Annotated in this window: 22 protein-coding genes; 16 read left to right on the plus strand and 6 right to left on the minus strand. The window is 71.0% G+C overall.

Going from position 1 to position 22,987, the window contains the following annotated elements; genetic code table 11:
* Positions 1-39: 39 nt before the first annotated feature.
* The 10 genes from hemA (at position 40) to miv_RS04695 (ending at position 10,386) form a co-directional block, all read left to right on the plus strand.
* Positions 40-1,251 (plus strand): 5-aminolevulinate synthase, encoded by a 1,212-nt coding sequence (gene hemA, locus miv_RS04650; protein WP_207181649.1) that lies wholly within the window; start codon positions 40-42, stop codon positions 1,249-1,251.
* A gap of 467 nt (positions 1,252-1,718) precedes the next feature.
* On the plus strand, positions 1,719-2,693 hold the full coding sequence (bchI, locus tag miv_RS04655) for a magnesium chelatase ATPase subunit I (protein WP_244749027.1): 975 nt from the start codon (positions 1,719-1,721) through the stop codon (positions 2,691-2,693).
* Positions 2,690-4,444 carry a magnesium chelatase subunit D gene (locus tag miv_RS04660; protein ID WP_207181652.1) on the plus strand — a complete coding sequence of 585 codons (1,755 nt, stop codon included), beginning with the start codon at positions 2,690-2,692 and terminating at the stop codon, positions 4,442-4,444. The genes bchI and miv_RS04660 overlap by 4 nt, the downstream gene beginning before the upstream one ends.
* Before the next feature lie 7 nt (positions 4,445-4,451).
* Positions 4,452-5,357 (plus strand): alpha/beta fold hydrolase BchO, encoded by a 906-nt coding sequence (gene bchO, locus miv_RS04665; RefSeq protein WP_207181654.1) that lies wholly within the window; start codon positions 4,452-4,454, stop codon positions 5,355-5,357.
* 509 nt (positions 5,358-5,866) lie between these two features.
* Entirely contained in the window at positions 5,867-6,121 is a 255-nt protein-coding gene (locus miv_RS04670) for a type II toxin-antitoxin system RelE/ParE family toxin (RefSeq protein ID WP_207181656.1), read from the plus strand.
* On the plus strand, positions 6,118-6,459 hold the full coding sequence (locus tag miv_RS04675) for a helix-turn-helix domain-containing protein (protein ID WP_207181658.1): 342 nt from the start codon (positions 6,118-6,120) through the stop codon (positions 6,457-6,459). Before miv_RS04670 ends, miv_RS04675 begins: the two co-directional genes overlap by 4 nt.
* Positions 6,460-6,555: 96 nt before the next feature.
* Positions 6,556-8,082, plus strand: coding sequence for a phytoene desaturase family protein (gene crtI / locus miv_RS04680; RefSeq protein WP_207181660.1), 1,527 nt, complete (start codon positions 6,556-6,558; stop codon positions 8,080-8,082).
* Complete coding sequence (locus miv_RS04685; protein WP_207181662.1) at positions 8,063-9,133, plus strand: phytoene/squalene synthase family protein; 1,071 nt, start codon at positions 8,063-8,065, stop codon at positions 9,131-9,133. The genes crtI and miv_RS04685 overlap by 20 nt, the downstream gene beginning before the upstream one ends.
* Positions 9,130-9,279, plus strand: coding sequence for a hypothetical protein (locus miv_RS04690; protein ID WP_207183694.1), 150 nt, complete (start codon positions 9,130-9,132; stop codon positions 9,277-9,279). Before miv_RS04685 ends, miv_RS04690 begins: the two co-directional genes overlap by 4 nt.
* A 72-nt stretch (positions 9,280-9,351) precedes the next feature.
* Positions 9,352-10,386 carry an SdiA-regulated/phytase-like domain-containing protein gene (locus miv_RS04695; protein ID WP_244748868.1) on the plus strand — a complete coding sequence of 345 codons (1,035 nt, stop codon included), beginning with the start codon at positions 9,352-9,354 and terminating at the stop codon, positions 10,384-10,386.
* Positions 10,387-10,417: 31 nt separating this feature from the next.
* Here the strand turns inward: miv_RS04695 and miv_RS04700 are convergent, their stop codons facing one another.
* Together miv_RS04700 and miv_RS04705 are read right to left on the minus strand one after the other, a co-directional pair.
* Entirely contained in the window at positions 10,418-10,735 is a 318-nt protein-coding gene (locus tag miv_RS04700) for a hypothetical protein (protein ID WP_207181664.1), read from the minus strand.
* Positions 10,736-11,066: 331 nt separating this feature from the next.
* Complete coding sequence (locus miv_RS04705) at positions 11,067-11,582, minus strand: GcrA family cell cycle regulator (RefSeq protein WP_207181666.1); 516 nt, start codon at positions 11,580-11,582, stop codon at positions 11,067-11,069.
* Positions 11,583-12,121: 539 nt separating this feature from the next.
* Here miv_RS04705 and miv_RS04710 point away from each other — a divergent pair.
* On the plus strand, positions 12,122-13,024 hold the full coding sequence (locus tag miv_RS04710) for a cell envelope integrity EipB family protein (RefSeq protein WP_207181668.1): 903 nt from the start codon (positions 12,122-12,124) through the stop codon (positions 13,022-13,024).
* A gap of 13 nt (positions 13,025-13,037) precedes the next feature.
* On the opposite strand, the gene miv_RS04715 is transcribed toward miv_RS04710, so the two are convergent.
* Complete coding sequence (locus tag miv_RS04715; protein ID WP_207181670.1) at positions 13,038-14,393, minus strand: DNA polymerase IV; 1,356 nt, start codon at positions 14,391-14,393, stop codon at positions 13,038-13,040.
* Positions 14,390-14,674, minus strand: coding sequence for a DUF3572 domain-containing protein (locus miv_RS04720; RefSeq protein WP_244748870.1), 285 nt, complete (start codon positions 14,672-14,674; stop codon positions 14,390-14,392). Before miv_RS04720 ends, miv_RS04715 begins: the two co-directional genes overlap by 4 nt.
* Before the next feature lie 135 nt (positions 14,675-14,809).
* Between miv_RS04720 and miv_RS04725 the strand changes: the two genes are divergently transcribed.
* Together miv_RS04725 and miv_RS04730 are read left to right on the plus strand one after the other, a co-directional pair.
* Positions 14,810-15,190, plus strand: coding sequence for a response regulator (locus tag miv_RS04725; RefSeq protein WP_048427118.1), 381 nt, complete (start codon positions 14,810-14,812; stop codon positions 15,188-15,190).
* Between the two features lie 28 nt (positions 15,191-15,218).
* Positions 15,219-16,583, plus strand: a complete 1,365-nt coding sequence (locus miv_RS04730) for a PleD family two-component system response regulator (protein WP_207181672.1) — start codon at positions 15,219-15,221, stop codon at positions 16,581-16,583.
* Positions 16,584-16,691: 108 nt separating this feature from the next.
* Here miv_RS04730 and miv_RS04735 read toward each other — a convergent pair whose 3' ends face one another.
* Positions 16,692-18,194: an NAD(P)H-hydrate dehydratase gene (locus tag miv_RS04735; protein WP_207183399.1), complete on the minus strand. Its 1,503-nt coding sequence runs from the start codon at positions 18,192-18,194 to the stop codon at positions 16,692-16,694.
* A 202-nt stretch (positions 18,195-18,396) separates the two neighbouring features.
* Here miv_RS04735 and miv_RS04740 point away from each other — a divergent pair, with 202 nt between their 5' ends.
* From miv_RS04740 to miv_RS04750, 3 genes are all read left to right on the plus strand, one after another.
* Entirely contained in the window at positions 18,397-18,735 is a 339-nt protein-coding gene (locus miv_RS04740) for a P-II family nitrogen regulator (RefSeq protein ID WP_048427121.1), read from the plus strand.
* Between the two features lie 104 nt (positions 18,736-18,839).
* Positions 18,840-20,252: a type I glutamate--ammonia ligase gene (gene glnA / locus miv_RS04745; RefSeq protein WP_058618828.1), complete on the plus strand. Its 1,413-nt coding sequence runs from the start codon at positions 18,840-18,842 to the stop codon at positions 20,250-20,252.
* Between the two features lie 135 nt (positions 20,253-20,387).
* A complete protein-coding gene (locus miv_RS04750) occupies positions 20,388-21,008 on the plus strand; it encodes a trypsin-like peptidase domain-containing protein (RefSeq protein ID WP_207181673.1) in 621 nt (206 codons plus the stop codon).
* A 126-nt stretch (positions 21,009-21,134) separates the two neighbouring features.
* On the opposite strand, the gene miv_RS04755 is transcribed toward miv_RS04750, so the two are convergent.
* Positions 21,135-22,658 (minus strand): FAD-binding oxidoreductase, encoded by a 1,524-nt coding sequence (locus miv_RS04755; RefSeq protein WP_207181674.1) that lies wholly within the window; start codon positions 22,656-22,658, stop codon positions 21,135-21,137.
* Positions 22,659-22,987 lie beyond the last annotated feature (329 nt).

The following is a 22,987-nucleotide window of genomic DNA, read 5'->3' on the forward strand; positions in this document are numbered from 1 at the left end:
AGAACACGACGAGAGAAACGCCGTACAAGGGGACGTTCGATGGATTACGAAGCGCACTTCTCCGCCGCTCTCCAGGGTCTGCACCGCGAGGGTCGCTACCGGGTCTTCACCGACCTCGAGCGCCAGGCCGGCCGGTTCCCCTACGCGACCCAGCACGGCGCCCACGGCACCCGCGAGGTGACGGTGTGGTGCTCGAACGACTATCTCGGCATGGGCCAGCACCCGGCGGTGACCGGCGCGATGCACGAGGCGATCGACCGCTGCGGCGCGGGGGCGGGCGGCACCCGCAACATCTCGGGCACCAACCATTACCACGTGCTGCTGGAGCAGGAACTCGCCGACCTGCACGGCAAGGAAGCCGCACTCCTCTTCACCTCGGGCTACGTCTCGAACTGGGCCGGTCTCGGGACGCTCGCCTCGACGCTGCCGGGCTGCGTGGTCTTCTCCGACGAGGGCAACCACGCCTCGATGATCGAGGGCATCCGCTCCAGCCGGGCCGAGCGCCACATTTTTCGCCATAACGACCCCGACGACCTCGACCGCAAGCTCCGCCTGATCGATCCGAAGCTCCCGAAGCTCGTCGCCTTCGAATCGGTCTACTCGATGGATGGCGACATCGCGCCGATCGCCGAACTCTGCGACGTGGCCGAGGCGCACGGCGCCATGACCTATCTCGACGAGGTCCACGCGGTCGGCCTCTACGGACCCCGCGGCGGCGGCATCGCCGAGCGCGAGGGGCTGATGCATCGCCTCACGGTGATCGAGGGCACGTTGGGCAAGGCCTTCGCGGTGTCGGGCGGCTACATCGCGGCCTCTTCTGCGCTGTGCGATTTCGTGCGCAGCTTCGCGTCGGGCTTCATCTTCACCACCTCGCTGCCGCCCGCCATCGCGGCGGGGGCGGCGGCGAGCATCCGCCACCTCAAGGCGAGCGCGGCGGAGCGCGCGCGGCATCAGGACCGGGTCGCGGCGGTGCGCCGGCGGCTCTCGGCCATCGGCATCCCGCTCCTCGACAATCCGAGCCACATCGTGCCGGTGATGGTGGGCGATCCGGTGCAGTGCAAAGAGATCAGCGACACCTTGCTCGACGAATTCGGGATCTACGTCCAGCCGATCAACTACCCGACGGTGGCCCGCGGCACCGAACGGCTGCGGATCACCCCGTCGCCGCTCCACAGCGACGCGGACATCGATCACCTGGCCCTGGCGCTCGGAACGATCTGGGGCCGGATCGGGCTGGCGCGGGCGGCGTGACCAGGGCGCGACGCACCCGAACCCTCCCCCCTCTGCGGGGGAGGGTGCCCCGCGAATGCGGGGCGGGAGAGAGGGCGACGCCTCCGAATAAGGCAGAACCGTTTTGAAGGGCGCGAGCTGGATCGGCGTCGCACTACCCCTCTCCCGGCTCACTGCGTTCGCCACCCTCCCCCGCAGAGGGGGGAGGGTTCTCTGCGCTCGACTGATGTGATCCTTCGAAGACGATCGGCGCAAAACTGTCACCCAAACCAACCGTCATTTTCATTAGACAATCCCACCTCTCCGTCCGATCCTACCCCTCTCATCCACCCGCGAGGACATGCACCGTGGCCCCCACCCACTCGGCCCTGTCCCGGCGGCCCCCCAAGCCGGGTTTCTCGAAGCCGATCGTCGTGGAGCCCGCCCCGCTCCCCGAGGCGACGCTGCGTCCGCCCTATCCGTTCTCGGCCATCGTCGGGCAGGACGCGATGCGGCGCGCGCTGCTCGTCGCCGCGGTCGATCCTGCGGTCGGTGGCGTGCTGGTCTTCGGCGATCGCGGCACCGGCAAGTCCACCGCCGTGCGGGCCCTCGCCGCGCTGCTGCCGCCGATGCGGGCGGTGGCGGGCTGCGCCTATTCCTGCGATCCGGTCGAGGCCGCCTCCCTCTGCCCGGCCTGCGCGGCGCGCCGGGGGCAGGGGCTCGCGGTCGAGACCGTGCCGGTGCCGGTGGTCGACCTGCCGCTCGGCGCCACCGAGGACCGGGTCGTCGGGGCCCTCGACATCGGCCGGGCGCTCGGAGCCGGCGAGAAGGCCTTCGAGCCGGGGCTGCTCGCCCGCGCCAACCGCGGCTTCCTCTATATCGACGAGGTCAACCTGCTCGAGGACCACCTCGTCGACCTGCTCCTCGACGTGGCGGCCTCGGGCGTCAACACCGTCGAGCGCGAGGGTTTGAGCCTGCGTCATCCGGCCCGCTTCGTCCTCGTCGGCAGCGGCAACCCGGAGGAGGGCGAACTGCGCCCGCAGCTCCTCGACCGCTTCGGCCTCGCCGTCACCGTGACGACGCCGACCGATCTTCCCACCCGCATCGCCATCGTCCGCCGCCGCGACGCCTATGAGCGCGATCCCGCCGCCTTCGCGGCCGAGTGGGCCAGCGAGGAGGCCCGGCTCCAGGGCCGGATCCTGGCGGCGCGGGCGCAATGGCCCGAGGTCGTGGTACCGGACGCGGTCCTGGAGGCCGCGGCCCGGCTCTGTCTCGCGCTCGGCACCGACGGGTTGCGCGGCGAGCTGACCCTGATGCGCACCGCCCGGGCGCTGGCGAGCCTCGAGAGCGCGGCGACCGTCACCCTCGACCACCTGCGCGAGGTCGCTCCGAGTGCCTTGAGCCACCGCCTGCGCCGCAATCCCCTCGACGAGGCCGGGTCCGAGGCGCGGATCGCGCGCGCCCTCGCTGAAACCCTCGCATGAGCGCCGGCCCCGACCCGGCCTGGAGCCGGGCCTGCCTGGCGGCCGCCCTCGTCGCCCTCGATCCCGCGGGCACCGGCACCGTGCTGCGCGCCCGGCCCGGTCCGGTGCGGGAGGCCTGGCTCGACCGGTTGCGGGCCCTTCTCCCCCCGGGCGCTCCCGTGACGCGGCTGCCCGCAGGAATCGCCGACGACGCGCTCCTCGGCGGGCTCGATCTGCCCGCCACCCTGCGGACCGGACGGCCGGTGGCGCAGGCGGGACTCGCCGCCCGCAGCCATGGCGGCGTGATGCTGGTGCCGATGGCCGAGCGCCTGACGCCGGGCACCGCCGCACGGCTCGCCCAGGCGCTCGATGCCGGCGCCGTCGAGATCGCCCGCGACGGCGTGATCGCCCGGTACCCCGCCCGCTTCGGCCTCGTGCTCCTCGACGAGGGGGAGGGCGAGGACGAAACCGTGCCGGCATGCCTTGCCGACCGCGCGGCGTTCCACCTCGATCTCGATGCGGTCCCGGTCGGCGCGATCGCCGCGGCACCGCCGCCGCTCGACCTCGCCCTTGCCCTTGCCCTCGCCCGTGCCGCCGATCCCGGGATGCCGGCCGAGGCTGCGGATACGCTGTGCGCGCTCGCGGCCCGGCTCGGCATCGCATCGCTGCGCGCCCCGCTCCTCGCCCTGCGCGTCGCACGGCTGCACGCGGCCCTCGACGGTCGCGCGGTGGTGGCGGAGCCCGACCTCGCCGCCGCCGCAGCGCTGGTGCTCGCGCCCCGGGCCCGGACCTGGCCGCCGGACGACGAGGAGGCGAACGCCCCGCCGCCCGCCGCCGAAACCGGTCGGGAGGGCGAACCGGCGAGCGATCCGGACGACGGCGATCGCCGCGACGATCACCGCCCCGTCGACGACGACCGCATCCTGGCCGCTGCCGCGGCGAGCCTGCCACCCGGCCTCCTCGCCCGTCTGGTATCGGGCGTCACGCCCCGGACCCGCAGCCCCGGTGCCGGTCGGGCCGGGGCCGCCGCCGCCGCGCAGCGCGGCCGCCCGGTTGGAGCCCGGCCGGGCGATCCGCGTCGCGGGCGCCTCGCCCTGATCGAGACCCTGCGCGCCGCCGCGCCCTGGCAGCGCCTGCGCCGGGGCGATGGGGAGGCGCGCCTGCGCATCACGGCGCAGGATCTGCGCATCCGCCGCCTCGTGCAGTGGCGCGAGACCACGACGATCTTCGCCGTCGATGCCTCCGGCTCCGCCGCCCTGGAGCGGTTGGCCGAGGCCAAGGGTGCGGTCGAGCAGCTCCTCGCCGAATGCTATGTCCGCCGCGACCGGGTCGCCCTGGTCGCCTTCAGGGGCGGGGGCGCCGACCTGCTGCTGGTGCCGACCCGTTCCCTGGTGCGGGCCAAGCGCGCGCTCGCCGCGCTGCCGGGCGGCGGCGGCACCCCGCTCGCGGCCGGCATCGCGGCAGCGGGGCGCCTCGCCGCCGTCGAGCGCCGCGGCGGGCGGAGCCCGGTCGTCCTGCTCCTCACCGACGGCCGCGCCAACATCGACCGGGCCGGCCGGCCCGGCCGGGCCCAGGCCGGCGCCGACGCCCTCGCGGCGGCGCGGGCACTGGCGGCGGAGGGCATCCCCGGCCTCGTCATCGATACCGCGGCCCGCCCGCAGGATGCGGCCCGGGCGCTCGCCGCCGCGATGGGCGCCCGCTACCTGCCGATGCCGCAGGCCGACGCCGCGCGCCTGGCGAAGGCCGTGCGCGAGGTCGCCCCCGCGGCATGACACGATGATGCGTACGATGGCGTCCGACGACAGGCCCGATTTCGCCCGCCAGGGCCGCGACTGGCCGAACCGGGACACGAGCCGCTTCGTCGCCGCCGGCGGCCTAACCTGGCATGTCCAGGAGGCCGGATCGGGCCCGGTCCTGCTCCTCGTCCACGGCACCGGGGCGGCGACCCATTCCTGGCGCGGGCTCCTGCCGCTGCTCGCCCGCGACTTCCGGGTGATCGCCCCCGACCTGCCGGGTCACGGCTTCACCGACCCGCTTCCGACGCCGTCCCTGCCGCGCATGGCGCGCGCGCTCGCCGCGCTCCTGCGCGCGCTCGACGCCGCCCCGCGGGTCGCCGTCGGGCATTCCGCCGGGGCCGCGATCCTGGCCCGGCTCTGCCTCGACGGCGCGCTGGTGCCCCGCCTCCTCGTCGGGCTCAACGCGGCGCTCAAGCCCTTCCCGGGCATGGCCGGCTTCCTCTTTCCCGCGATGGCGAGGGCGCTCTTCCTCAACCCTGTCACGCCGCGGGTCTTCGCCTGGTCGGCCGACCGCGCGGCGGTGGAGCGGCTGATCCACGGCACCGGCTCGACCCTCGACCGCACCGGCCTCGATCTCTATCGCCGCCTGTTCCAGACCCCCGGTCATGTCGCCGGGGCACTCGGCATGATGGCGAACTGGGACCTCGTCCCCCTCGACCGCGACCTGCCCCGGCTCGCGGCCCCGCTGCTGCTGATCGTCGGCAGCCAGGACCGCACCATCGCCCCCGACGCCTCGCTCGCCCTCGCCGATCGCCTCGGCCCCCGCGCCCGGGTCGAGTGGCTGCGCGGTCTCGGGCACCTGGCGCACGAGGAAAAGCCCGAGGTCGTGGCGGAGCTGATCCGGGCGGGCGTGGCGCGCGACGCCGGGTTGAGCAACCCTCCGGTCTAACGCACGGGTCGGGACCTGGATTCACCGGACAGCGCACTTGTCCGGTCGCACGTTGCCCTTGACGAATTATAGTGATTTACCCATAAATTGCCGCATGACGTCGCCGGTTCGCAAGCCATGCTATTTCCTTGGCTCGTCCCGGAGGGACCTCGCCGCGTTTCCGTCCGAGGTGCGCGCCGATATCGGCTATGCGCTCGATCTCGCCCAGCGCGGCGAGGAATCGCTCTCCGCGAAGGCACTGAGGGGATTCGGTGGTCGCGGCGCACGGTACACGACATTGAAGAAAGTGGAGGCCACCACGCGGGCGTTCCACCCCCTTTCCCGGACGACTGGAGCGTCAGCGGAAGGAGATCCGGGATCCAGCAGAGGACATGCCGCGAAGCGGCTCACCCTGTTGCACCGTCGCAGACAATGAGACGCTTCGCGGCTTTTCGTGCTGGATTCCGGATCTCTTTCCGCTTCGCTTCAGTCGTCCGGAAAAGGGGTTGGTTTGCAATGGGTCATAGAGCTTGGCTGCACGGTTCCCGGCCAGGGTCGTGTACCGTGGTCGCGGCGTTCTCGAAGTCGTCGAAAGCGACGTGAGCGGGACCTATCGGGCCGTCTACACGGTTCGCTTCGCCGACTGCGTGTACGTTCTGCATTGCTTCCAGAAGAAGTCGACCAAGGGTATCGCGACGCAACAGCACGACGTCGAGTTGATCAAAGCTCGGCTGCACGCGGCCGCGGCGGATCATGCCAAGCGCATTGGAGGAGCCAAGCCATGAACGACTCCGACGAGATCGAGGTCGTGGAGGGTAGCGGAAACGTCTTTGCGGATCTCGAACTTCCCGATGCGGGAGAATGGCTTCTCAAGGCCGATCTGGCGGCCGAGCTCCGGCGGCTGATCGGCGAGCGGAACCTGACCCAGACCCGGGCGGCCGCGATCCTCGGTATCGCACAGCCCGATCTATCCAGGCTGCTGCGGGGAAGCCTGCGCGGATGCTCGGTCGAGCGGCTGATGGGCTTCCTCACCGCCTTCGACCGGGATGTCGAGGTGACGGTACGCCCTCGCTCCGGGCCTGGTGATCGGGGGCGGATCACCGTCACGCTGGCGCCGAACTGAACCGGCGCAAGGTCGACCCGAGGCATTGCCGGTCGGGCGAAAAGACCGCGTTTCTCCCCTTGCCACCCGCCCCGACCGGGACAATAGTGTCAACCTATGTTGACACTCGACGATGCGCCGCCGCGGGTCACGTCCGCCCGGCGCCGGCCTCGTGCGGTGGTGATCGGCAGCGGCTTCGGCGGGCTCGCGGCCGCGGTGAGGCTCGGCGCGCGGGGCTACCGGGTCAGCGTGCTGGAGCGGCTCGACCAGCCGGGCGGGCGGGCACGGGTGCACCGGCAGGACGGCTTCACCTTCGATGCCGGGCCGACCATCGTCACCGCGCCGTTCCTGTTCGAGGAGCTGTGGGCCCTGTGCGGGCGGCGGCTGGCCGACGACGTGACCCTGGTGCCGATGCGGCCGTTCTACCGCATCCGCTTCGACGACGGCGCCACCTTCGCGATGTCCGGCGACCCGGAGACGATGCGCGGCGAGGTGGAGCGGCTGAGCCCCGGCGAGGCGCCGGCCTACGACCGCTTCATGGCGCTCTCCGACGAGTTGTGCCGGGTCGGCTTCGAGCAGCTCGGCGCCGTGCCGTTCGGCCGCCTCACCGACATGTTGCGCATCGCCCCCGATCTCCTGCGCCTGGGCGGGCACCGCAGCGTCTACGGCCTCGTATCGTCGGTGTTCCGCGACGAGCGCCTGCGCACCGCCTTCAGCTTCCACCCGCTCCTCATCGGCGGCTCGCCGTTCCGGGCGAGCGCGCTCTACTGCCTGATCGCGTCGCTGGAGCGGCGCTGGGGCGTGCATTCGGCCCTCGGCGGCACCGGCGCCCTGGTCCGCGGTCTCGTCCGCCTGATCGAGGGACAGGGGGGCGAGGTCCGCTGCGGCGCCGAGGTCGCGCGCATCCTGGTCGAGGACGGCGCGGCGCGCGGCGTGGCGCTGGCCGACGGCCGCGAGATTCGCGCCGACATCGTGGTGTCGAACGCCGATTCCGTCGCCACGGCGCTGCACCTGCTGGCGCCGGAGGTCCGCGGCCGGGGCGCCGGGCGGCTCGCCCGGGCGCATTCCTCGATGGGGCTGTTCGTCTGGTATTTCGGCACGCGGCGGACCTACCCGGACCTTCCCCACCACACGATCCTGCTCGGCCCGCGCTACCGCGGCCTCCTCGACGACATCTTCTCCCGGAAGGTGCTGGCCGAGGATATGAGCCTCTACCTGCACCGCCCGACCGCGACAGACCCGAGCGTGGCGCCGCCGGGCCACGACGCGTTCTACGTGCTGGCTCCGGTGCCGAACCTCGCCGGCGGGCAGGATTGGGCGCGGCTCGCCGAGCCGTTCCGCCAGCGCGTCGCCGCGCGCCTCGAATCCACGGTTCTGCCGGGCCTGTCGGACGCCCTCGTCACCTCCCGGGTGACGACCCCGCAGGACTTCTCCGACGACTTCCTGGCCTGGCGCGGCTCGGGCTTCGGCCTCGAACCGATCCTGACCCAGAGCGCGTATTTCCGCCCGCACAACCGCTGCGGCGCGGTGCGCCACCTCTATCTCGTCGGCGCCGGCACCCATCCGGGGGCCGGGCTGCCGGGCGTGCTGTCCTCGTCGAAGATCCTCGATCGCGTGGTGCCCGATGCTGCCGTCTTCGCCTGATGCGCCCCTCGCCCGTCCCGCCGACCACGCCGCCTGCCGGGCCGCGATCCGGGCGGGGTCCCGCAGCTTCTACGCCGCCTCGTGGCTGCTGCCCCGGGCCGTGCGCCGGGACGCCTACGGGCTCTACGCCTTCTGCCGCCTCTCGGACGACGCGGTGGACGGGGCGGGCGCCCGGGCCGACGCGATACCGCGGCTGCGGGCGCGGCTCGCCTCGGTCTATGCCGGCCGGCCCGCCGACGCGCCCGCCGACCGGGCGCTCGCCGAGATCGTCGCCCGCCACGCGATCCCCCAGGCCCTGCCCGCCGCCCTTCTCGAGGGGCTGGCCTGGGACGCCGCCGGGCGGCGCTACCCGGACCTCTCCGCCCTCGCCGCCTACGCGGCCCGGGTCGCCGGCTCGGTCGGGGCGATGATGACCCTGGTGATGGGCGAGCGCTCGCCGGAGGCGCTGGCCCGGGCCTGCGATCTCGGCATCGCCATGCAGCTCACCAACGTCGCCCGCGACGTCGGCGAGGATGCCCGCGCCGGGCGCCTCTACCTGCCGGAATCGTGGCTGCGCGAGGCCGGGATCGACCCCGACGCCTTTCTCGCGCGGCCGGAGGCGAGCCCGGCCCTGGCCTCCGTGGTGGCCCGCCTGCTCGCCGCCGCCGATCTCCTGTACGAGCGGGCGGAGGCCGGCATCGCGCTCCTGCCCCCCGCCTGCCGCCCGGCGGTGCGGGCGGCCGGTCTGATCTACGCCGAGATCGGCCGCGACCTGACCCGCTCCGGGCTCGATCCGGTCGGCCGGCGCGCCCGGGTGCCGGGCGCCCGCAAGGCCCGGCTCCTCGCCCGCGCGGCGCTCGTCGCCTCGCCCCGCCGCGCCGAGCGGCCGGCCCTGCCGGAGGCGGCCTTCCTCCTCGCGGCGGTAGCGGCGATGCCCCGGCCCATCGCCGGGCCACCCCTGGCCCCGCCTCGCCCGGCCTGGTGGAATGTCGGCGCGCAGGTCGTGCGCGTCCTCGATCTCATCGAGGTGCTGCGCGAGCGCGAGCGCCTGGGCGGCGCGGCGCCGTCGTGAACGAGACGCTGTTCGCGCTCCTCGATTTCGGGCTCGTCTTCGGGGCCGTTCTGGGCCTCGGCTTCTGGCAGCTCTGGGTCCTGCGGCGCGACAGGCGGCGGAGCGAGGCGGCCCGGCGCGGCGACGATCCGGGTCCGGAGACGTGAAGGGCTTCACGACACGCGGATGGCAACGAAGACGGTCCCGCCACTGCCGGACCGCCACCAGGGAGGAACGCCATGACGGGTCTGCGCACGATGCGCCGAACCACCCTCGTTGCCGGGCTCGCCCTCTGTCTCGCGGCCTCGGCCGCGCGCGCCGAGGTGAAAGCGGGGCCGGTGCTGATGCATTGGGGGACGTGCCAGGCCTCCGGGGCCGTGCCCTATCCGGCCGGCAGCTTCGGCGACCGCTTCCTGGTGGTGAGCGACGGGGACGACAGCTTGCGCCTCTACCGGGCGAACGAGTCCGGCCCGCCGCTGCCCCTGACGGGCGGCGACCTCGACGCGGCCCTCGCCACCGATGCCCGCGAGGAGCCGGGCCGGTCCGATCTCGAGGCCCTGGCCTGGCTCGGCGGCGAGCTCGTCGCGATCGGCTCCCATGGCCGCGATGCCGAGGGCCGGACCCGCGAGGCCACGCGCCAGATCCTCGCCCTGTCGGTCGGCGGCGACGCGGCGGCGCCCGCGGTGACGCCGAAGGGCAAGGCGGTCCGGGGGCTCGCCAAGGCGCTGTCCGATCTCGATCCGACGCTCGCCGACCGCATCGCCGTCGATCTCGCGGCAAAGCCGAACCTCAGCCCGCAGCGGCGGGGCCTTGCCGTCGAGGGATTGAGCGCCACACCCGACGGGCGCGGCCTGCTCGTCGGCCTCGGCAACCCGCTCAATGCCGACAACGACGCCCTGGTGGTGCCGATCGAGAACCCGGCCGCGATGCTGGGGGAGGGGGCGGCCCCCAAGCTCGGCAAGCCGATCGCCCTCGACCTCAAGGGCCGGGGCATCCGCGACATCGCCTATGCGGGCGGGATCAAGGCCTACTTCATCGTGGCGGGCGGCCGCGGGGGCGCCTTCGATCTCTACCGCTGGTCGGGCAAGGCCGGCGAGGCCCCGTCCCGGGTACCCGGGGCCGCCGAGGCGATGGCGGCGATCCCCGATTTCCAGCCCGAGGGGCTCCTCGTCGCCCAGGACGGCGCGAAGGTGCAGCTTCTCGGCGACGATACCGACATCTGTCCGGCGCGCAGGCCGCAGGGGTTCCGCAGCGTGGTGCTGGATCTGCAATGACGATGGATGCGCCGCGGGGCCGGGCCTGGGGTCAGGCCTCCCGGTCCGGCTCGCCGGTGCGGCCGGCTTGCCCGGCGACGTAGCGGCGGCGCGCCTCGGCGGCGTCCCGGAAGGTCCTGGAGCGGGGCGGCACCTCCGCCAGCTTGCGGATCTCGCGCAGGATCAGCTCGGCCTCGAACGCCGCGGCACGCTCGGCCGCGGCGGCCCGGCTGTCGGCACCGTGCGAGGCGCTGTAGCGCTCCAGACCGTCGCGGCAGACCGCGACGCGGTAATCGAGCCAGGCGATCACGTCGAGAAAGGCCCGCTCGCGGATCTCCGCGGCGGTGGCCCGGCGCTTCTTGTCGCTCATATCCTCCCGCCTCGGCCTCGACGTGTCGATGCCAAGGCGTCCGGCGCATCGGCGCCGACGCCCGTTCGGGTTTGCCCTGCGCCTCCGATCGGATCCGTTCGACGGCGCAGCGGTCTCACTCCTCGCCCCTCGGGGACGACGGTCTCGTGCATCGCCCGGCCCGTCCGATCTCGGCCTCGATTCCGGCGGCCGCGTCCGTCTGTATAACGCGTCGCCGCCCGGTCCGCGACGGCGCACGACGAGGGCGGACCGGCGGGACAGGAATCGTTAGGATTTGAGCGATAGTGTCAGGAGGTCCGAAAGGGCCGGGTCTTGCCGGCCCCGGACACGGCTACCGGAAGCCGACGACCTTGCGGTCGCGCTTGCGCTCGGCGGCGGGCTGGTAGGCGATGCGGCTGTGGTGGGTGCAGTAGGGCAGGCCGGTGATCGCCCGGTCGCCGCAGAAACGAAAATCCGGGGTCGAGGGGTCGCCCATCGGCCAGCGGCACATGAAGTCCCGCAGCTCCATGATGGTCACGCGGGAGCTCTCCGGCAGCGCGACGGCGGAGGGCGGCGCGGAAGCGGGCTGGATCAGCGCGAGGGCCGGCGGCGCGGGCGCGACCACGCTGGGCGTTTCGCCGACGGAGACCGGGGCTTCGGGCTCGGGACGCGGACGGCGACCGGCCTGGGCTCCGTTGGGCTTGGTCACGCGCCCGGCGAGCCCGAGGCGGTGGACCTTGCCGATGACGGCGTTGCGGGAGACGCCGCCGATCTCGGCGGCGATCTGGCTGGCGCTGTGGCCATCGCTCCAGAGCCGCTTGAGAAGCTCGACGCGCTCCTTCGTCCAGCTCGGACCCGCATCCATCATCGCCGCCTCCACTCACCCGACATCACCCATGGAATCGGCAAGCGGCCGCGAGCGGGCCGCCGTTCGACCGCGCGTTCAGTCCGTCCGATCCTGCTGGTGATCGCCGCCACGCTCCGGGCGCTGGCGACGGGGTGAACCTACAGGACGCCCTAACATCCGCGCAAGAGTCCGGCCCCCGGCCGCGCCGGTTTTTCCCCGCACCCGGCGGCCTGCCCGAACCGGGCTCCATCGCCCCGTCGCGCCGCCCTCCCGCGGCGCCCGAATTCCTAGTCCGTCGATAAATCTCTTTTTTGATCAATGAGTTGCCGGCCAAGCTCGTCGAGCCTCCCGTGTGGGTCCGCCCGGCGAGCATGGGTTGAACCGCCGTCGCACGCCTCGACCTGCGGGGGTCGCCGGTGCGGTCGCCGGCAAGCGTGGCCGCAGCGCCACGGCCCTCGGCCCCACCCCCGTCCGGATACGTTGCCGGGGGGCGGGGCGGGACCTATCTTGCGCGGGAGAAAGCGGGCCGACGCGATCACCGACGGCCCCCGGGAGACCTCATGCGAACAGCCCTCGCGTGCGTCGTGCTCGCGCTCTCGTCGCCCGCCTGGGCGGCCGAGAGCGTGCATCTCGCGCCCCATCGCGCCGTCTACGATCTGTCGCTGTCCGGCAGCTCCGGCACCCGCGCGGTCGAGAATGCCCGCGGCCGGATCGTGTTCGACTTCACCGGCGATGCCTGCAAGGGGTACGCCCTGCAGTACCGGCAGGTCACGGTGCTGGAGAGCTCGGAGAGCGGCAGCCGCACCTCCGACCTGCGCAACACCACCTTCGAGGCGGGCGACGGGCGCAGCTTCCGCTTCCGCACCCAGTCCGACCTCAACGGCAAGACGGCTGCCCCGGTGGACGGCAACGCCGAGCGCAGCGACAAGGGCCTCGCGGTCACCCTCAAGCAGCCCAAGCGCGGCGAGTTCGGCGTGCCCGGGGAGGTGCTGTTTCCCGCCGCCCACATGAAGCGGCTGATCGAGGCCGCCCGCGCCGGGCAATCCACGGTCGCCGTCAAGGTGTTCGACGGCTCCGACGACGGCCGCAAGGTCTACGATACCCTGGCAGTCATCGGGGCACGGCGCGTCGCCGCCAAGGCGGAGGCCAAGCCCGACGCGGCCGGAACGCCCCCGGCCGATCCCGCGGCGCCCGCCGGGCCGGATCTCAAACCGGAATCCAGGCCGGTTCCGGTCGAGGCGGCGTTGCGCGACGGCGCGATGGCGCTGATGCCGCATTGGCCGGTGACCCTGAGCTACTTCTCGCCGGGGGAAGGGGAGCGCACCCCGATCTACGTCCTCGCCTTCGACCTCTACGAGAACGGCGTCAGTGCGGCGCTCCGCCTCGATTACGGCGAGTTCTCCCTCAAGGGCGAGCTGTCGCGCATCGAGCTCCTGCCCGAGAGCAAGGATTGCAAGCCCTGACCGGAGCAGCGCCCTAACCGCGCTCCCGTCCCGGCCGGCCGCGGACCGGCCCGTCGAGAGGAGCCCGCTCGCGGGCCGGCTTGCCCGTCGGCATCCGGTCCGCCTCCAGCGGCGCGAAGCCGAGGCCGCGCTGCACCGCGGCGGCGCCGAAACGCTCGCGCAGGGCGTCGATCGCCGCGGCCCGGCTGGCGTCGCGGATCGCCGAGACGTCGGCGAGGTCGCCGCGGTCGGCATGGGCGGCCCCGCACAGGTCGCCGGCCCCGATCCCGATCAGCCTGTAGGCGGTGCCGTCGCAGGCCTCGCGCAGCAGCGCCTCGGCCGGGCGGAAGAGCCGCTCGGCGACTTGCGTCGGGGCGAGCCCCGAGCGGGTGCGGGTGCGCAGGCGAAAATCCCGGTCCTTCAGCTTCAGGGTGACGCTGCCGGCGGCGAACTCGGCCCGCTTCAGCCGCCGCGCCACCTTCTCGCAGAGCTGCCACAGGATCGGCCGCAGCTCGGCGAAGCCGCGCAGGTCCTCCGCGAAAGTGGTCTCGCCCGAGACGCTTTTCGTTTCCCGCGAGGGCTGAACCCGGCGGGGGTCCTCGCCGCGGGCGAGCGCCAGCAGGCGGGACGCGTCGCGCCCCAGCCCCGCATGCAGCCGCTCCGGCGCCACCCGGGCGATGTCGCCGACATGGCGGATGCCCAGAGCCGCGAGGCGCTCGGCCGCCGCCTGGCCGATGCCCGGGATGATCCGCACCGGCTTTGCCGCCAGGAAGGCGGCGGCCTCCTCGCGGCCGATGATCGAGAAGCCGCGGGGCTTCTCGAGGTCGGAGGCGATCTTGGCCAGGAACTTGTTCGGGGCGAGCCCGACCGAGACCGTGATGCCGATTTCGGCCTCGACCCGGCGGACGAAGCGCGCCAGCGTGACCGCGGGCGGCGCCCCGTGCAGCCGCTCGGTGCCCGACAGATCGAGGAAGGCCTCGTCGATCGAGACCGGCTCGACCAGGGGCGTGAGGTCCAGCATCATCGCCCGCACCTGCCGGCCGACCCGGGCGTATTTTTCCATGTCGGGCCGCAGCACCACCGCGTCCGGGCAGGCCTCGAGGGCCCGGTACATCGGCATCGCCGAATGCACGCCGCGGATGCGGGCGATGTAGCAGGCGGTCGCCACCACGCCGCGCTTGCCCCCGCCGATGATCAGCGGCCGGTCCCGCAGCGAGGGATCGTCCCGCTTCTCGACCGCGGCGTAGAAGGCGTCGCAATCGATATGCGCGATCGACAGCGCGTCGCGCTCCGGATGGGCGAGCAGGCGCGGCGAGCCGCAGGCCCGGCAGCGGAGCGTGCCGGGCGGGACGCTCGCCCCGCAATCGCGGCAGAGCGGCGCGCCGCTCACGCCCCGAACTCGTCCGGCTCCGGGGGGGCAAGGCGGCGCCAGGCCTGGGCGATCTGCTCGGGCGAGACGTCGAGGGAGCCCGCGCAGGCGAGCAGAAGCTCTTCGTCCGCCACGACATGATCGAGCAGCCCCGCCACGAGCTCGGGCGTGCCGGCCGCCCGCCGCAGGGCATCGGGCGACAGGCCGGTGCTCTCCATGAAGCGCAGGAGCCGGCCCGGATCCCCGGTGACGTACTCGAAGACCCGGGTCCCCAGCGCCTCCGCGGCGGATTCGCTCAGCACTCCGCCACGGGGACCCGTCCCCCTGGCCAATCCATCGAATTTGCGTTTCATCAACATGTGTCGCTTAACAGTGTTGCTGTTCCGGTCGCAGCCGGGGTGTGACGCGGCCCGCTGGAGCGCCGGAGACAGTGAGCCATGACGAAGACGGTGCTCATCGTCGAGGACAACGAGCTGAACATGAAGCTCTTCAACGACCTGTTGGAGGCTCACGGCTACGCGACCCTCAAGACGGCCAACGGGATCGAGGCGATCGAGCTGGCGCGCCGGCATCGGCCTGACCTGATCCTGATGGACATCCAACTCCCCGAGGTCTCGGGCCTCGAAGTCACTAAATGGCTCAAGGAGGACGACGACCTCAAGAGCATCCCGGTGATCGCGATCACGGCCTTCGCCATGAAGGGCGACGAGGAGCGGATCCGCGAGGGCGGCTGCGAGGCCTATCTGTCGAAGCCGATCTCGGTCGCGAAGTTCCTCGCGACGGTCCGGACCTACGTTGGCGACGAGCGCCAGAGCTGAGCAGAAGCTGAGAGAGGCCTGTCCTTCCATGTCGGCACGCGTCCTGATCGTCGACGACCTCTTTCCGAACATCAAGCTGCTCGAGACGAAGCTGTCGCTCGAGTATTTCGACGTCGTCTCGGCGATGAACGGGCCCGACGCCCTCGCGATCTGCGAGAAGGGGCTGTGCGACATCGTGCTGCTCGACGTGATGATGCCCGGGATGGACGGGTTCGAGGTCTGCCGCCGGATCAAGGCGACGCCGACCACGGCGCACCTCCCGGTCGTCATGGTGACCGCCCTCGACCAGCCGAGCGACCGCCTGCGCGGGCTCGACGCCGGCGCCGACGATTTCTTGACGAAGCCGATCGACGACACCGCCCTGATGGCCCGGGTGCGCAGCCTGGTGCGCCTCAAGGCGGTGACCGACGAGCTGCGCAGCCGTGCCATGGCCTCGCGCGTCGGCGATCCGCTGGCGGCGGCCGCCGCCGAGACCGGGCACAATGCCAACGTGCTCATCGTCGAGGATCGCCGCTCCGCCGCCGACCGCCTGTCGGCGGCACTCGGTCAGTACCACTGCGTCGAGACGGTGGCGACGCCCCAGGAGGCGCTGGAGCGGGTCAAGGCCGGCGAGTACGACGTGGTCCTGGTGAGCCTCGACCTGCAGGACCATGACGGCCTGCGCCTGTGCAGCCAGCTGCGTTCCCTCGACCGTACCCGCACCGTGCCGGTGGTCATGCTGGCCGAGCCGCATGACCGTGCCCGGATCATGCGCGGCCTCGATCTCGGCGTGCACGATTATCTCGTCCGCCCGATCGACCGCAACGAGCTCGTCGCCCGGGTCCGTACCCAGGTGAAGCGCAAGCGCTTCTCGCACTCGCTGCGCGAGTCGGTTCAGGCCTCGATGGACCTCGCCGTCACCGACGGTCTGACCAGCCTGCACAACCGGCGCTACCTCGACAGCTACCTCGCCGGCCTCTTCGCCGAGCCGTCGCTGCGCGAGCGGCCGGTCTCGCTGCTGATCCTCGACATCGACCGATTCAAGTCGATCAACGACCGCTTCGGCCACGATGCCGGCGACGAGGTGCTGAAGGAATTCGCCACCCGCATCCGCGCCCAGACCCGCGGCATCGACGTGGTGGCGCGGTTCGGCGGCGAGGAGATCGTCGTGGTGGTGCCCGATACCGGGCTCGACGCCGCCCGCCAGGTCGCCGAGCGCATCCGCGAGCGGATCGAGGCGGCCCCGTTCGCCGTCCAGCGCGGCACCTGCTCGATCGAGGTGACGGTCTCGATCGGCGTCGCCGCCCGCCAGGCCAACGACGTCGAGGCGGGCAGCCTGCTCAAGCGCGCCGATCTCGCGCTCTACGAGGCCAAGCAGGCCGGCCGGAACCGGGTCGTCGCCGCGGCGGCGTGAGCGGGCATTCGCCCTCGCGCCGCATGGCGCCTCGGGCGGCCACGCCTCCCGGATTGTGACCCCGGCTCCCGGGGGGAGGGGGCGGCCGATCCGCCCCCCGGGCGATCGTCACACGGCCCCGAGCCGCTCCAGCAACGCGCCGAGCACCGCCGGCATCTGCTCGGGCAGATCTTCCGAGATCAGGCCCGGCCCGTGCCGACGGCCGGCCTCGGCGTGGAGCCAGACCGCGGCGGCGGCCGCCTCGAAGGGCGGCATGCCCTGCGCCAGCAGCCCGCCGATGAACCCGCACAGCACGTCGCCGCTGCCGGCGGTCCCGAGCCACGGCGTACCGTTGGTATTGATGGCCGCGCGCCCGTCCGGCGCGGCGATCACCGTGTCGGCGCCCTTGAGCACCACGACCGCGTCGAGGAAGGCCGCCGCCGCGCGGGCCCGGTCGAGCCGCGAGCCCTCCGCCGGCACCGCCGTCACGCCCTTGAACAGGCGCGCGAACTCGCCGTCATGCGGGGTCGCGACGGCCCGGGTGTCGCCGGACGCGATCATCTCCACCAAGTCGTCGGCCTTGCCCGCAAAGCTCGTCAGGGCGTCGGCATCGAGGACGAGGCCCCGGCCGGCCTCGGTCGCCACCCGCACGAGGTCCCGGGTCGGTGCGCCGCTGCCGAGGCCGGGCCCGGCCACGATCGCGTTGAGGCGCTCGTCGGTGAGGGTGTCGTCGAGGTCGTCGGCGCTGTCGCAGGGGCGCAGCATGATCGCGGTGAGCTGCGCGGCGTTCTCCGGGAGGGCCGGGGTCGGGGAGAGAAGGGTGACGAGGCCGGCCCCGATCCGCAGGGCCCCGCGGGCGGCGAGCCGCGCCGCGCCGGTGCGATGCGCCGGCCCCGACAGCACCACCGCGTGGCCGCGGGTGTATTTGTGGCTCTCCTCCGTCAGACGCGGGAAGGCGGCGCCCCAGAGGTCCGGCCCGTTGGCGTGGGCCTCGGCACCGATCTCCGCCAGGACCGCAGCCGGGATGCCGATCTCCGCCACGGTCACGGAGCCGCACAGGCGACGGCCCGGCAGCAGCAGGTGGCCGGGCTTCTTGCGGACGAACGTGACCGTCGCCGTCGCGTTCACGACCGGCCCGCGCGGTGCCCCGGTATCGCCGTCGAGGCCGGACGGCACATCGACCGCCAGCACCGGCACGCCGGAGCCGTCGACCCGCGCGACCAGGGCGGCGGCCGCGCCGTCGAGCGGGCGGGAGAGGCCGGCGCCGAACAGGGCGTCGATCACGAGCGAGAACCCGGCGGGCTCGGCGCCGGCGGCCTCGGAGACCGGGCCGGTCCATTCCGCGGCCGCCGCCGCGGCGTCGCCCCGCAGCGCCGCCCGATCCCCGAGGAGCGCGACCTCGACCGCGATCCCCGCCTCCGCGAGGAGGCGGGCGGCCACGAACCCGTCGCCGCCGTTGTTGCCCGGCCCGCACAGGACCAGGATCGGTCCGCGGCCGGTCATTGCCCGGGCCCGCGCCGCGACCGCCGCGCCGGCGCGGCGCATGAGGTCGAGGCCCGGCATGCCTGCGGCGATCGCCGCGGCGTCGGCCCGGCGCATCTCGTCCGTGGTCAGCAATTCGGTTCCGGCCATCGCGTCGTACTCCGAAGAACGCCCAGAGGTCCCGGCCATGCCGCGGCACCCGGCTTGAGAACGTCGAATTGCGCAACAAACGCGCAGCAATTGCTTACGGATTAGGCATTCCCGATCTGCTCCCGGGAAATCCCCCGTGGCGGTCGGCGCAGCACGATGCTAGGAAGGCCGCCGGAACCGTTGCAGACCAGGCCCGCCCGGCATGAAGAAGATCGAAGCGATCATCAAGCCCTTCAAGCTCGACGAGGTGAAGGAGGCCCTGCAGGAGGTCGGCCTTCAGGGCATCACGGTGATCGAGGCCAAGGGCTTCGGCCGCCAGAAGGGCCATACGGAGCTCTATCGGGGTGCCGAGTACGTGGTCGACTTCCTGCCCAAGGTGAAGCTCGAGATCGTGCTGCCCGACACGCTGGTGGACGGCGCCGTCGAGGCGATCCGCAAGTCCGCCCAGACCGGCCGGATCGGCGACGGCAAGATCTTCGTCTCCTCGATCGAGGAAGCCATCCGCATCCGCACGGGCGAGACCGGCTCGGACGCGATCTGACGGGCCTCCCGCCCTCGTCTGCGACGACGAAAACCGCGGCCTGACGTCCAGGACCGCGGCTTTGTGGCGGCTCTGCCGCCGCTCTAGGAAGGGGTCAAACGAGAATGTCTAAGACCGCGACGGACGTCCTCAAGGAAATCAAGGAAAACGACGTCAAGTACGTCGATTTCCGCTTCACCGATCCGCGGGGCAAGTGGCAGCACGTCACCTTCGACGTGTCGCTGGTCGACGAGGACATCTTCGCCGAGGGCACGATGTTCGACGGCTCGTCGATTGCCGGTTGGAAGGCGATCAACGAATCCGACATGCTGCTGATGCCGGACCCGGCGACGGCCTGCATGGATCCGTTCTTCTCGGCCTCGACCATGTCGATCGTCTGCGACGTGCTCGAGCCGATGACCGGCGAGCCCTACGGCCGCGATCCGCGCGGCATCGCCAAGAAGGCCGAGGCCTTCGTCAAGGCCAGCGGCATCGGCGACACCATCTTCGTCGGCCCCGAGGCCGAGTTCTTCGTCTTCGACGACGTGCGGTTCTCCGCCGACCCCTACAACACCGGCTTCAAGCTGGATTCGGTCGAGCTGCCGATCAACGGCCAGACCGAGTACGAGGGCGGCAACCTCGGCCACCGCGTGCAGATCAAGGGCGGCTACTTCCCGGTTCCGCCGCAGGATTCGGCCCAGGACATGCGCGGCGAGATGCTGGCCGCCATGCAGTCGATGGGCGTGAAGGTCGAGAAGCACCATCACGAGGTCGCCTCGGCCCAGCACGAGCTGGGCATGAAGTTCGACACGCTCACCCTGATGGGCGACCAGATGCAGATCTACAAGTACTGCATCCACAACGTCGCCCAGAGCTACGGCAAGACCGCGACCTTCATGCCGAAGCCGGTCTACGGCGACAACGGCTCGGGCATGCACGTCCACCAGTCGATCTGGAAGGACGGCAAGCCGGTCTTCGCGGGCAACAAGTATGCCGACCTGTCCCAGGAGTGCCTGTGGTACATCGGCGGCATCATCAAGCACGCCAAGGCGCTCAACGCCTTCACCAACCCGTCGACCAACTCCTACAAGCGCCTGGTCCCGGGCTACGAAGCCCCGGTGCTGCTGGCCTACTCGGCCCGCAACCGCTCGGCGTCGTGCCGGATTCCGTGGACGACCTCGCCGAAGGCCAAGCGCGTCGAGGTCCGCTTCCCCGACCCGATGGCGAACCCCTACCTCGCCTTCGCGGCCATGCTGATGGCCGGCATCGACGGCATCAACAACAAGATCGATCCCGGTCCGGCCATGGACAAGGACCTCTACGATCTGCCCCCGGCGGAGCTCAAGGAGATCCCGACCGTGTGCGGCTCGCTCCGTGAGGCGCTCGCCAGCCTCGACGCCGACCGCGAGTTCCTCAAGGCCGGCGGCGTGTTCAGCGACGACTTCATCGACTCGTTCATCGAACTGAAGATGACCGAGGTGATGCGTTACGAGATGACCCCGCACCCGATCGAGTTCGTGAACTACTACTCGCTGTAAGCCGTCACCGGCTGCCGGAACGAGAGACGAGGGGGCCGGAGCGATCCGGCCCCTTTGGTTTTCGAAAAAAATCACTTGTAGTGAAAGTCATCCCAGGGGTAATTTTATGTTTGCTGAGCAGGCCAAGGCAGTAGAATGAAGCGGCAATCCATCCCAGTGAGTAGCAAAAAAAGCGTGGCTAGTGGTTTCTTTGTTACTGATGGCGACTCTTTTTGGTTCCTGACTTGCGCGCATATTCTGACCGGTCTGCGACACGCATCAAATAATTGGCAGAATTGGAATCAGAGTATTACTTTACATGCTGCCGGCGGTAGAAAACTTGTAATCGAATTGTTTCAAGGCGACGGTTCTCCACTGTTTTCATGGCTTCATGATAGTGTCAACGGGAAAAACGTGGAGGATGTCGTTTCAGTGAGATTAAGCTCCAATCAAGTCAAACTATTTCATGATTATACGTTCTTTGAATTGGAAAAAATATCTAATCCCAATCTATCGAGCATGGTTAATATTTTCGGATATCCAAGTTTTGATTACAGAATTCAAACTAATCCACAAGAATCGACGAAAAAAGGTGCTGTGATCGGTCGTGGATGTCAGTTCTTGCAGTTGAATGTTTTGTCGGAAGATGGATTTTCAGGCGGCCCAGCGGTTTTTGAAGAAAGCCTTGTAGGTATTGTAAGTGGAAATTTAGGAGGCGGAGCAGTTAGAGCCGCAATCGTCCAAATGTCAGGCATCGAGAGTCGCCTTTTTATATAATATATATCATAAATAACGCAATAATTCGCAATGATTTAAAAATTAACACGTGCATCTGGACGGCTTTAGACCGCTCCCACCGAGTTGTGGCCTCCAGCCAGCGTACGATAGGAGGCCACTACCCGGTCACGCCGGCGACGCGAGCGGGATGCTCTGCGGGAACCTGAACACGTTGTCCGGGTCGTAGCGGCGCTTCACTTCGCAGAGCTTGCCGACATTCTCGCCGTAATAGGCCTTGAGCCAGTTCGGCAGGTCGCGGCTCGGGAAGTTGACGTAGGATTGCGGCTTCACGTAGCGCTGCATCGCCGCGAAGTACTCGGTGAGCCAAGCCTGCTGGCGTTTCACGGTGTCGGGCGTGTCGAGCGGGCTCCAGGACGCCTCCATCTCGACGATGAAGTCGGAATCGCGGTGGACATAGGCCGTGTCGGTGGGCCGCACGGCCTTCACCTGGCCGCCGGCCGCGAACAGGATGCCCATGTTGTCTTGGCGCAGCGAGCCGCCGGGCCATTTCTCCATCCAGCCGATCATGGTCTCGATGGCCTCGCCGCCGAGGGCGCCGGCGACGTAGCTCGAGCGGATGTCGTAGACGCCGATCGGGTCGTCGGTGACGAGGTAGTCGCGGGCGCTCCAGTAGTTCATCGCGTTGATCTCCGCGACGATCGGCCGGGCGCGGGAGAGCGGGCGGTCGAGCAGGGCCCGCAACTGGTCGGGCGAGCCGAAGAACTGGCCGAGGGTCTGCACCCGCAGGTCGCCGCGCGTGACCGGGCCGGCGGCGCCGGGCGCGAGCTTGCTGCGGGTCGAGATCAGGCCCGGATTCCTGAGCTGGATGTCCTGAAGGTCCAGCATCAGCTCGACCTGGTGGCGGGCCGGCCAGACGATGTTGAACACCGTGACGTCGTAGACCGGGTGCGGCTCGAAGGTGAAGGCGGTGTGGACCGCGAAGTTGCCGCCGCCGCCGCCGCGGGCGGCCCAGAACAGCGCCTCCTCGTCGCGGGCGGTGGCGCGGCGCAGCGTCCCGTCCGCCGTCACCGCGTCGGTCGCCCGCAAGGCGTCGCAGGTCAGGCCGTTGCGGGTCGCCGAGAAGCCCCAGCCGCCGCCGAGGGTGAGCCCGCTGATGCCGACCGTCGGGCAGCGGCCGGAGGGAATCGCCAGGCCGGTGGCCCGGAAGGCGTCGGCCATGTCCTGGTTGCTGGCCCCGGCCCCGACCGTCACGAGGCCGCTCTTTTGGTCGAACGTGATGGCGCTCATCGGCTTCACGTCGATGAGGAGGCCGGTCGTCGTCGAGAAGCCCGCGTAATTGTGCCCGCCGCAGCGCACCGCGAAGATCTGGCGCTCCTGGCGCGCCCAGGCGAGGCAGGTGCGCACGTCCCGGTCGTCGACGCAGAGGGCGATCGCCAGCGGCAGCACGTCGGCCCAGCGGCCGTTATTCGGCCAGGCGGCGACGAGGTAGCCTGGCTCGCCCGGGCGGATCAGGCGGCCCTTCAGGTCCCGCGCGAGGGCGTCGAGGCCCCGAGGCGCGGGGCCCTCGAGGGCGGCGGCCCCGGGGATCCGGCTGCCGAGGGCAGCGCCCGCCGCCAATGCGCCGGACTGGAACAGCCGGCGTCGGCTCATGGCGGTGGAGGAGGCCCGCCCGGAGAGTCTGGTCTTCATCGTATTCTCGGTCGTGATTTCTTGTCGCGAATGTCAATCGATTCGCGGAGATCAATCTGAAAAACTTCCGATATCTTGGTCAATTGGGAGATCGTGGAAATCTCTTTTGCGCAGGGAAAAGCATATCAACGAATTGTTAACGACGATCTGAGCTTTCCGCTGATTCGGCCAATCGTCCGCCTCGTGCATCCCGCCATTCCCGTCCCCGCGGTCGCGGTGATCCGACGGGGGGACAGTCCCGACGGCGTCTCCCCGTGCCGTTGCCCCGCAGCCGCACTCAGCCCATATTTCGCGGGAGCGGCCGCGGCTCGCCCGCCGGGCACCTGAGC

It is taken from the genome of Methylobacterium indicum (assembly GCF_017347565.1).
GTDB lineage: Bacteria > Pseudomonadota > Alphaproteobacteria > Rhizobiales > Beijerinckiaceae > Methylobacterium > Methylobacterium indicum.

What these genes read in the sequence shown, in the direction of transcription:
- miv_RS04725 (WP_048427118.1), top strand. Translation starts at nt 14,810, where the DNA reads ATGACGAAGACGGTGCTCATCGTCGAGGACAACGAGCTGAACATGAAG.
- miv_RS04660 (WP_207181652.1), top strand. Translation starts at nt 2,690, where the DNA reads ATGAGCGCCGGCCCCGACCCGGCCTGGAGCCGGGCCTGCCTGGCGGCC.
- miv_RS04730 (WP_207181672.1), top strand. Translation starts at nt 15,219, where the DNA reads ATGTCGGCACGCGTCCTGATCGTCGACGACCTCTTTCCGAACATCAAG.
- miv_RS04740 (WP_048427121.1), top strand. Translation starts at nt 18,397, where the DNA reads ATGAAGAAGATCGAAGCGATCATCAAGCCCTTCAAGCTCGACGAGGTG.
- miv_RS04755 (WP_207181674.1), bottom strand. Translation starts at nt 22,658, where the DNA reads ATGAAGACCAGACTCTCCGGGCGGGCCTCCTCCACCGCCATGAGCCGA.
- miv_RS04705 (WP_207181666.1), bottom strand. Translation starts at nt 11,582, where the DNA reads ATGATGGATGCGGGTCCGAGCTGGACGAAGGAGCGCGTCGAGCTTCTC.
- bchI (WP_244749027.1), top strand. Translation starts at nt 1,719, where the DNA reads ATGCGGCGCGCGCTGCTCGTCGCCGCGGTCGATCCTGCGGTCGGTGGC.
- miv_RS04685 (WP_207181662.1), top strand. Translation starts at nt 8,063, where the DNA reads ATGCTGCCGTCTTCGCCTGATGCGCCCCTCGCCCGTCCCGCCGACCAC.
- miv_RS04710 (WP_207181668.1), top strand. Translation starts at nt 12,122, where the DNA reads ATGCGAACAGCCCTCGCGTGCGTCGTGCTCGCGCTCTCGTCGCCCGCC.
- hemA (WP_207181649.1), top strand. Translation starts at nt 40, where the DNA reads ATGGATTACGAAGCGCACTTCTCCGCCGCTCTCCAGGGTCTGCACCGC.
- miv_RS04695 (WP_244748868.1), top strand. Translation starts at nt 9,352, where the DNA reads ATGACGGGTCTGCGCACGATGCGCCGAACCACCCTCGTTGCCGGGCTC.
- bchO (WP_207181654.1), top strand. Translation starts at nt 4,452, where the DNA reads ATGCGTACGATGGCGTCCGACGACAGGCCCGATTTCGCCCGCCAGGGC.
- miv_RS04750 (WP_207181673.1), top strand. Translation starts at nt 20,388, where the DNA reads ATGAAGCGGCAATCCATCCCAGTGAGTAGCAAAAAAAGCGTGGCTAGT.
- miv_RS04735 (WP_207183399.1), bottom strand. Translation starts at nt 18,194, where the DNA reads ATGGCCGGAACCGAATTGCTGACCACGGACGAGATGCGCCGGGCCGAC.
- miv_RS04675 (WP_207181658.1), top strand. Translation starts at nt 6,118, where the DNA reads ATGAACGACTCCGACGAGATCGAGGTCGTGGAGGGTAGCGGAAACGTC.
- glnA (WP_058618828.1), top strand. Translation starts at nt 18,840, where the DNA reads ATGTCTAAGACCGCGACGGACGTCCTCAAGGAAATCAAGGAAAACGAC.
- miv_RS04700 (WP_207181664.1), bottom strand. Translation starts at nt 10,735, where the DNA reads ATGAGCGACAAGAAGCGCCGGGCCACCGCCGCGGAGATCCGCGAGCGG.
- crtI (WP_207181660.1), top strand. Translation starts at nt 6,556, where the DNA reads ATGTTGACACTCGACGATGCGCCGCCGCGGGTCACGTCCGCCCGGCGC.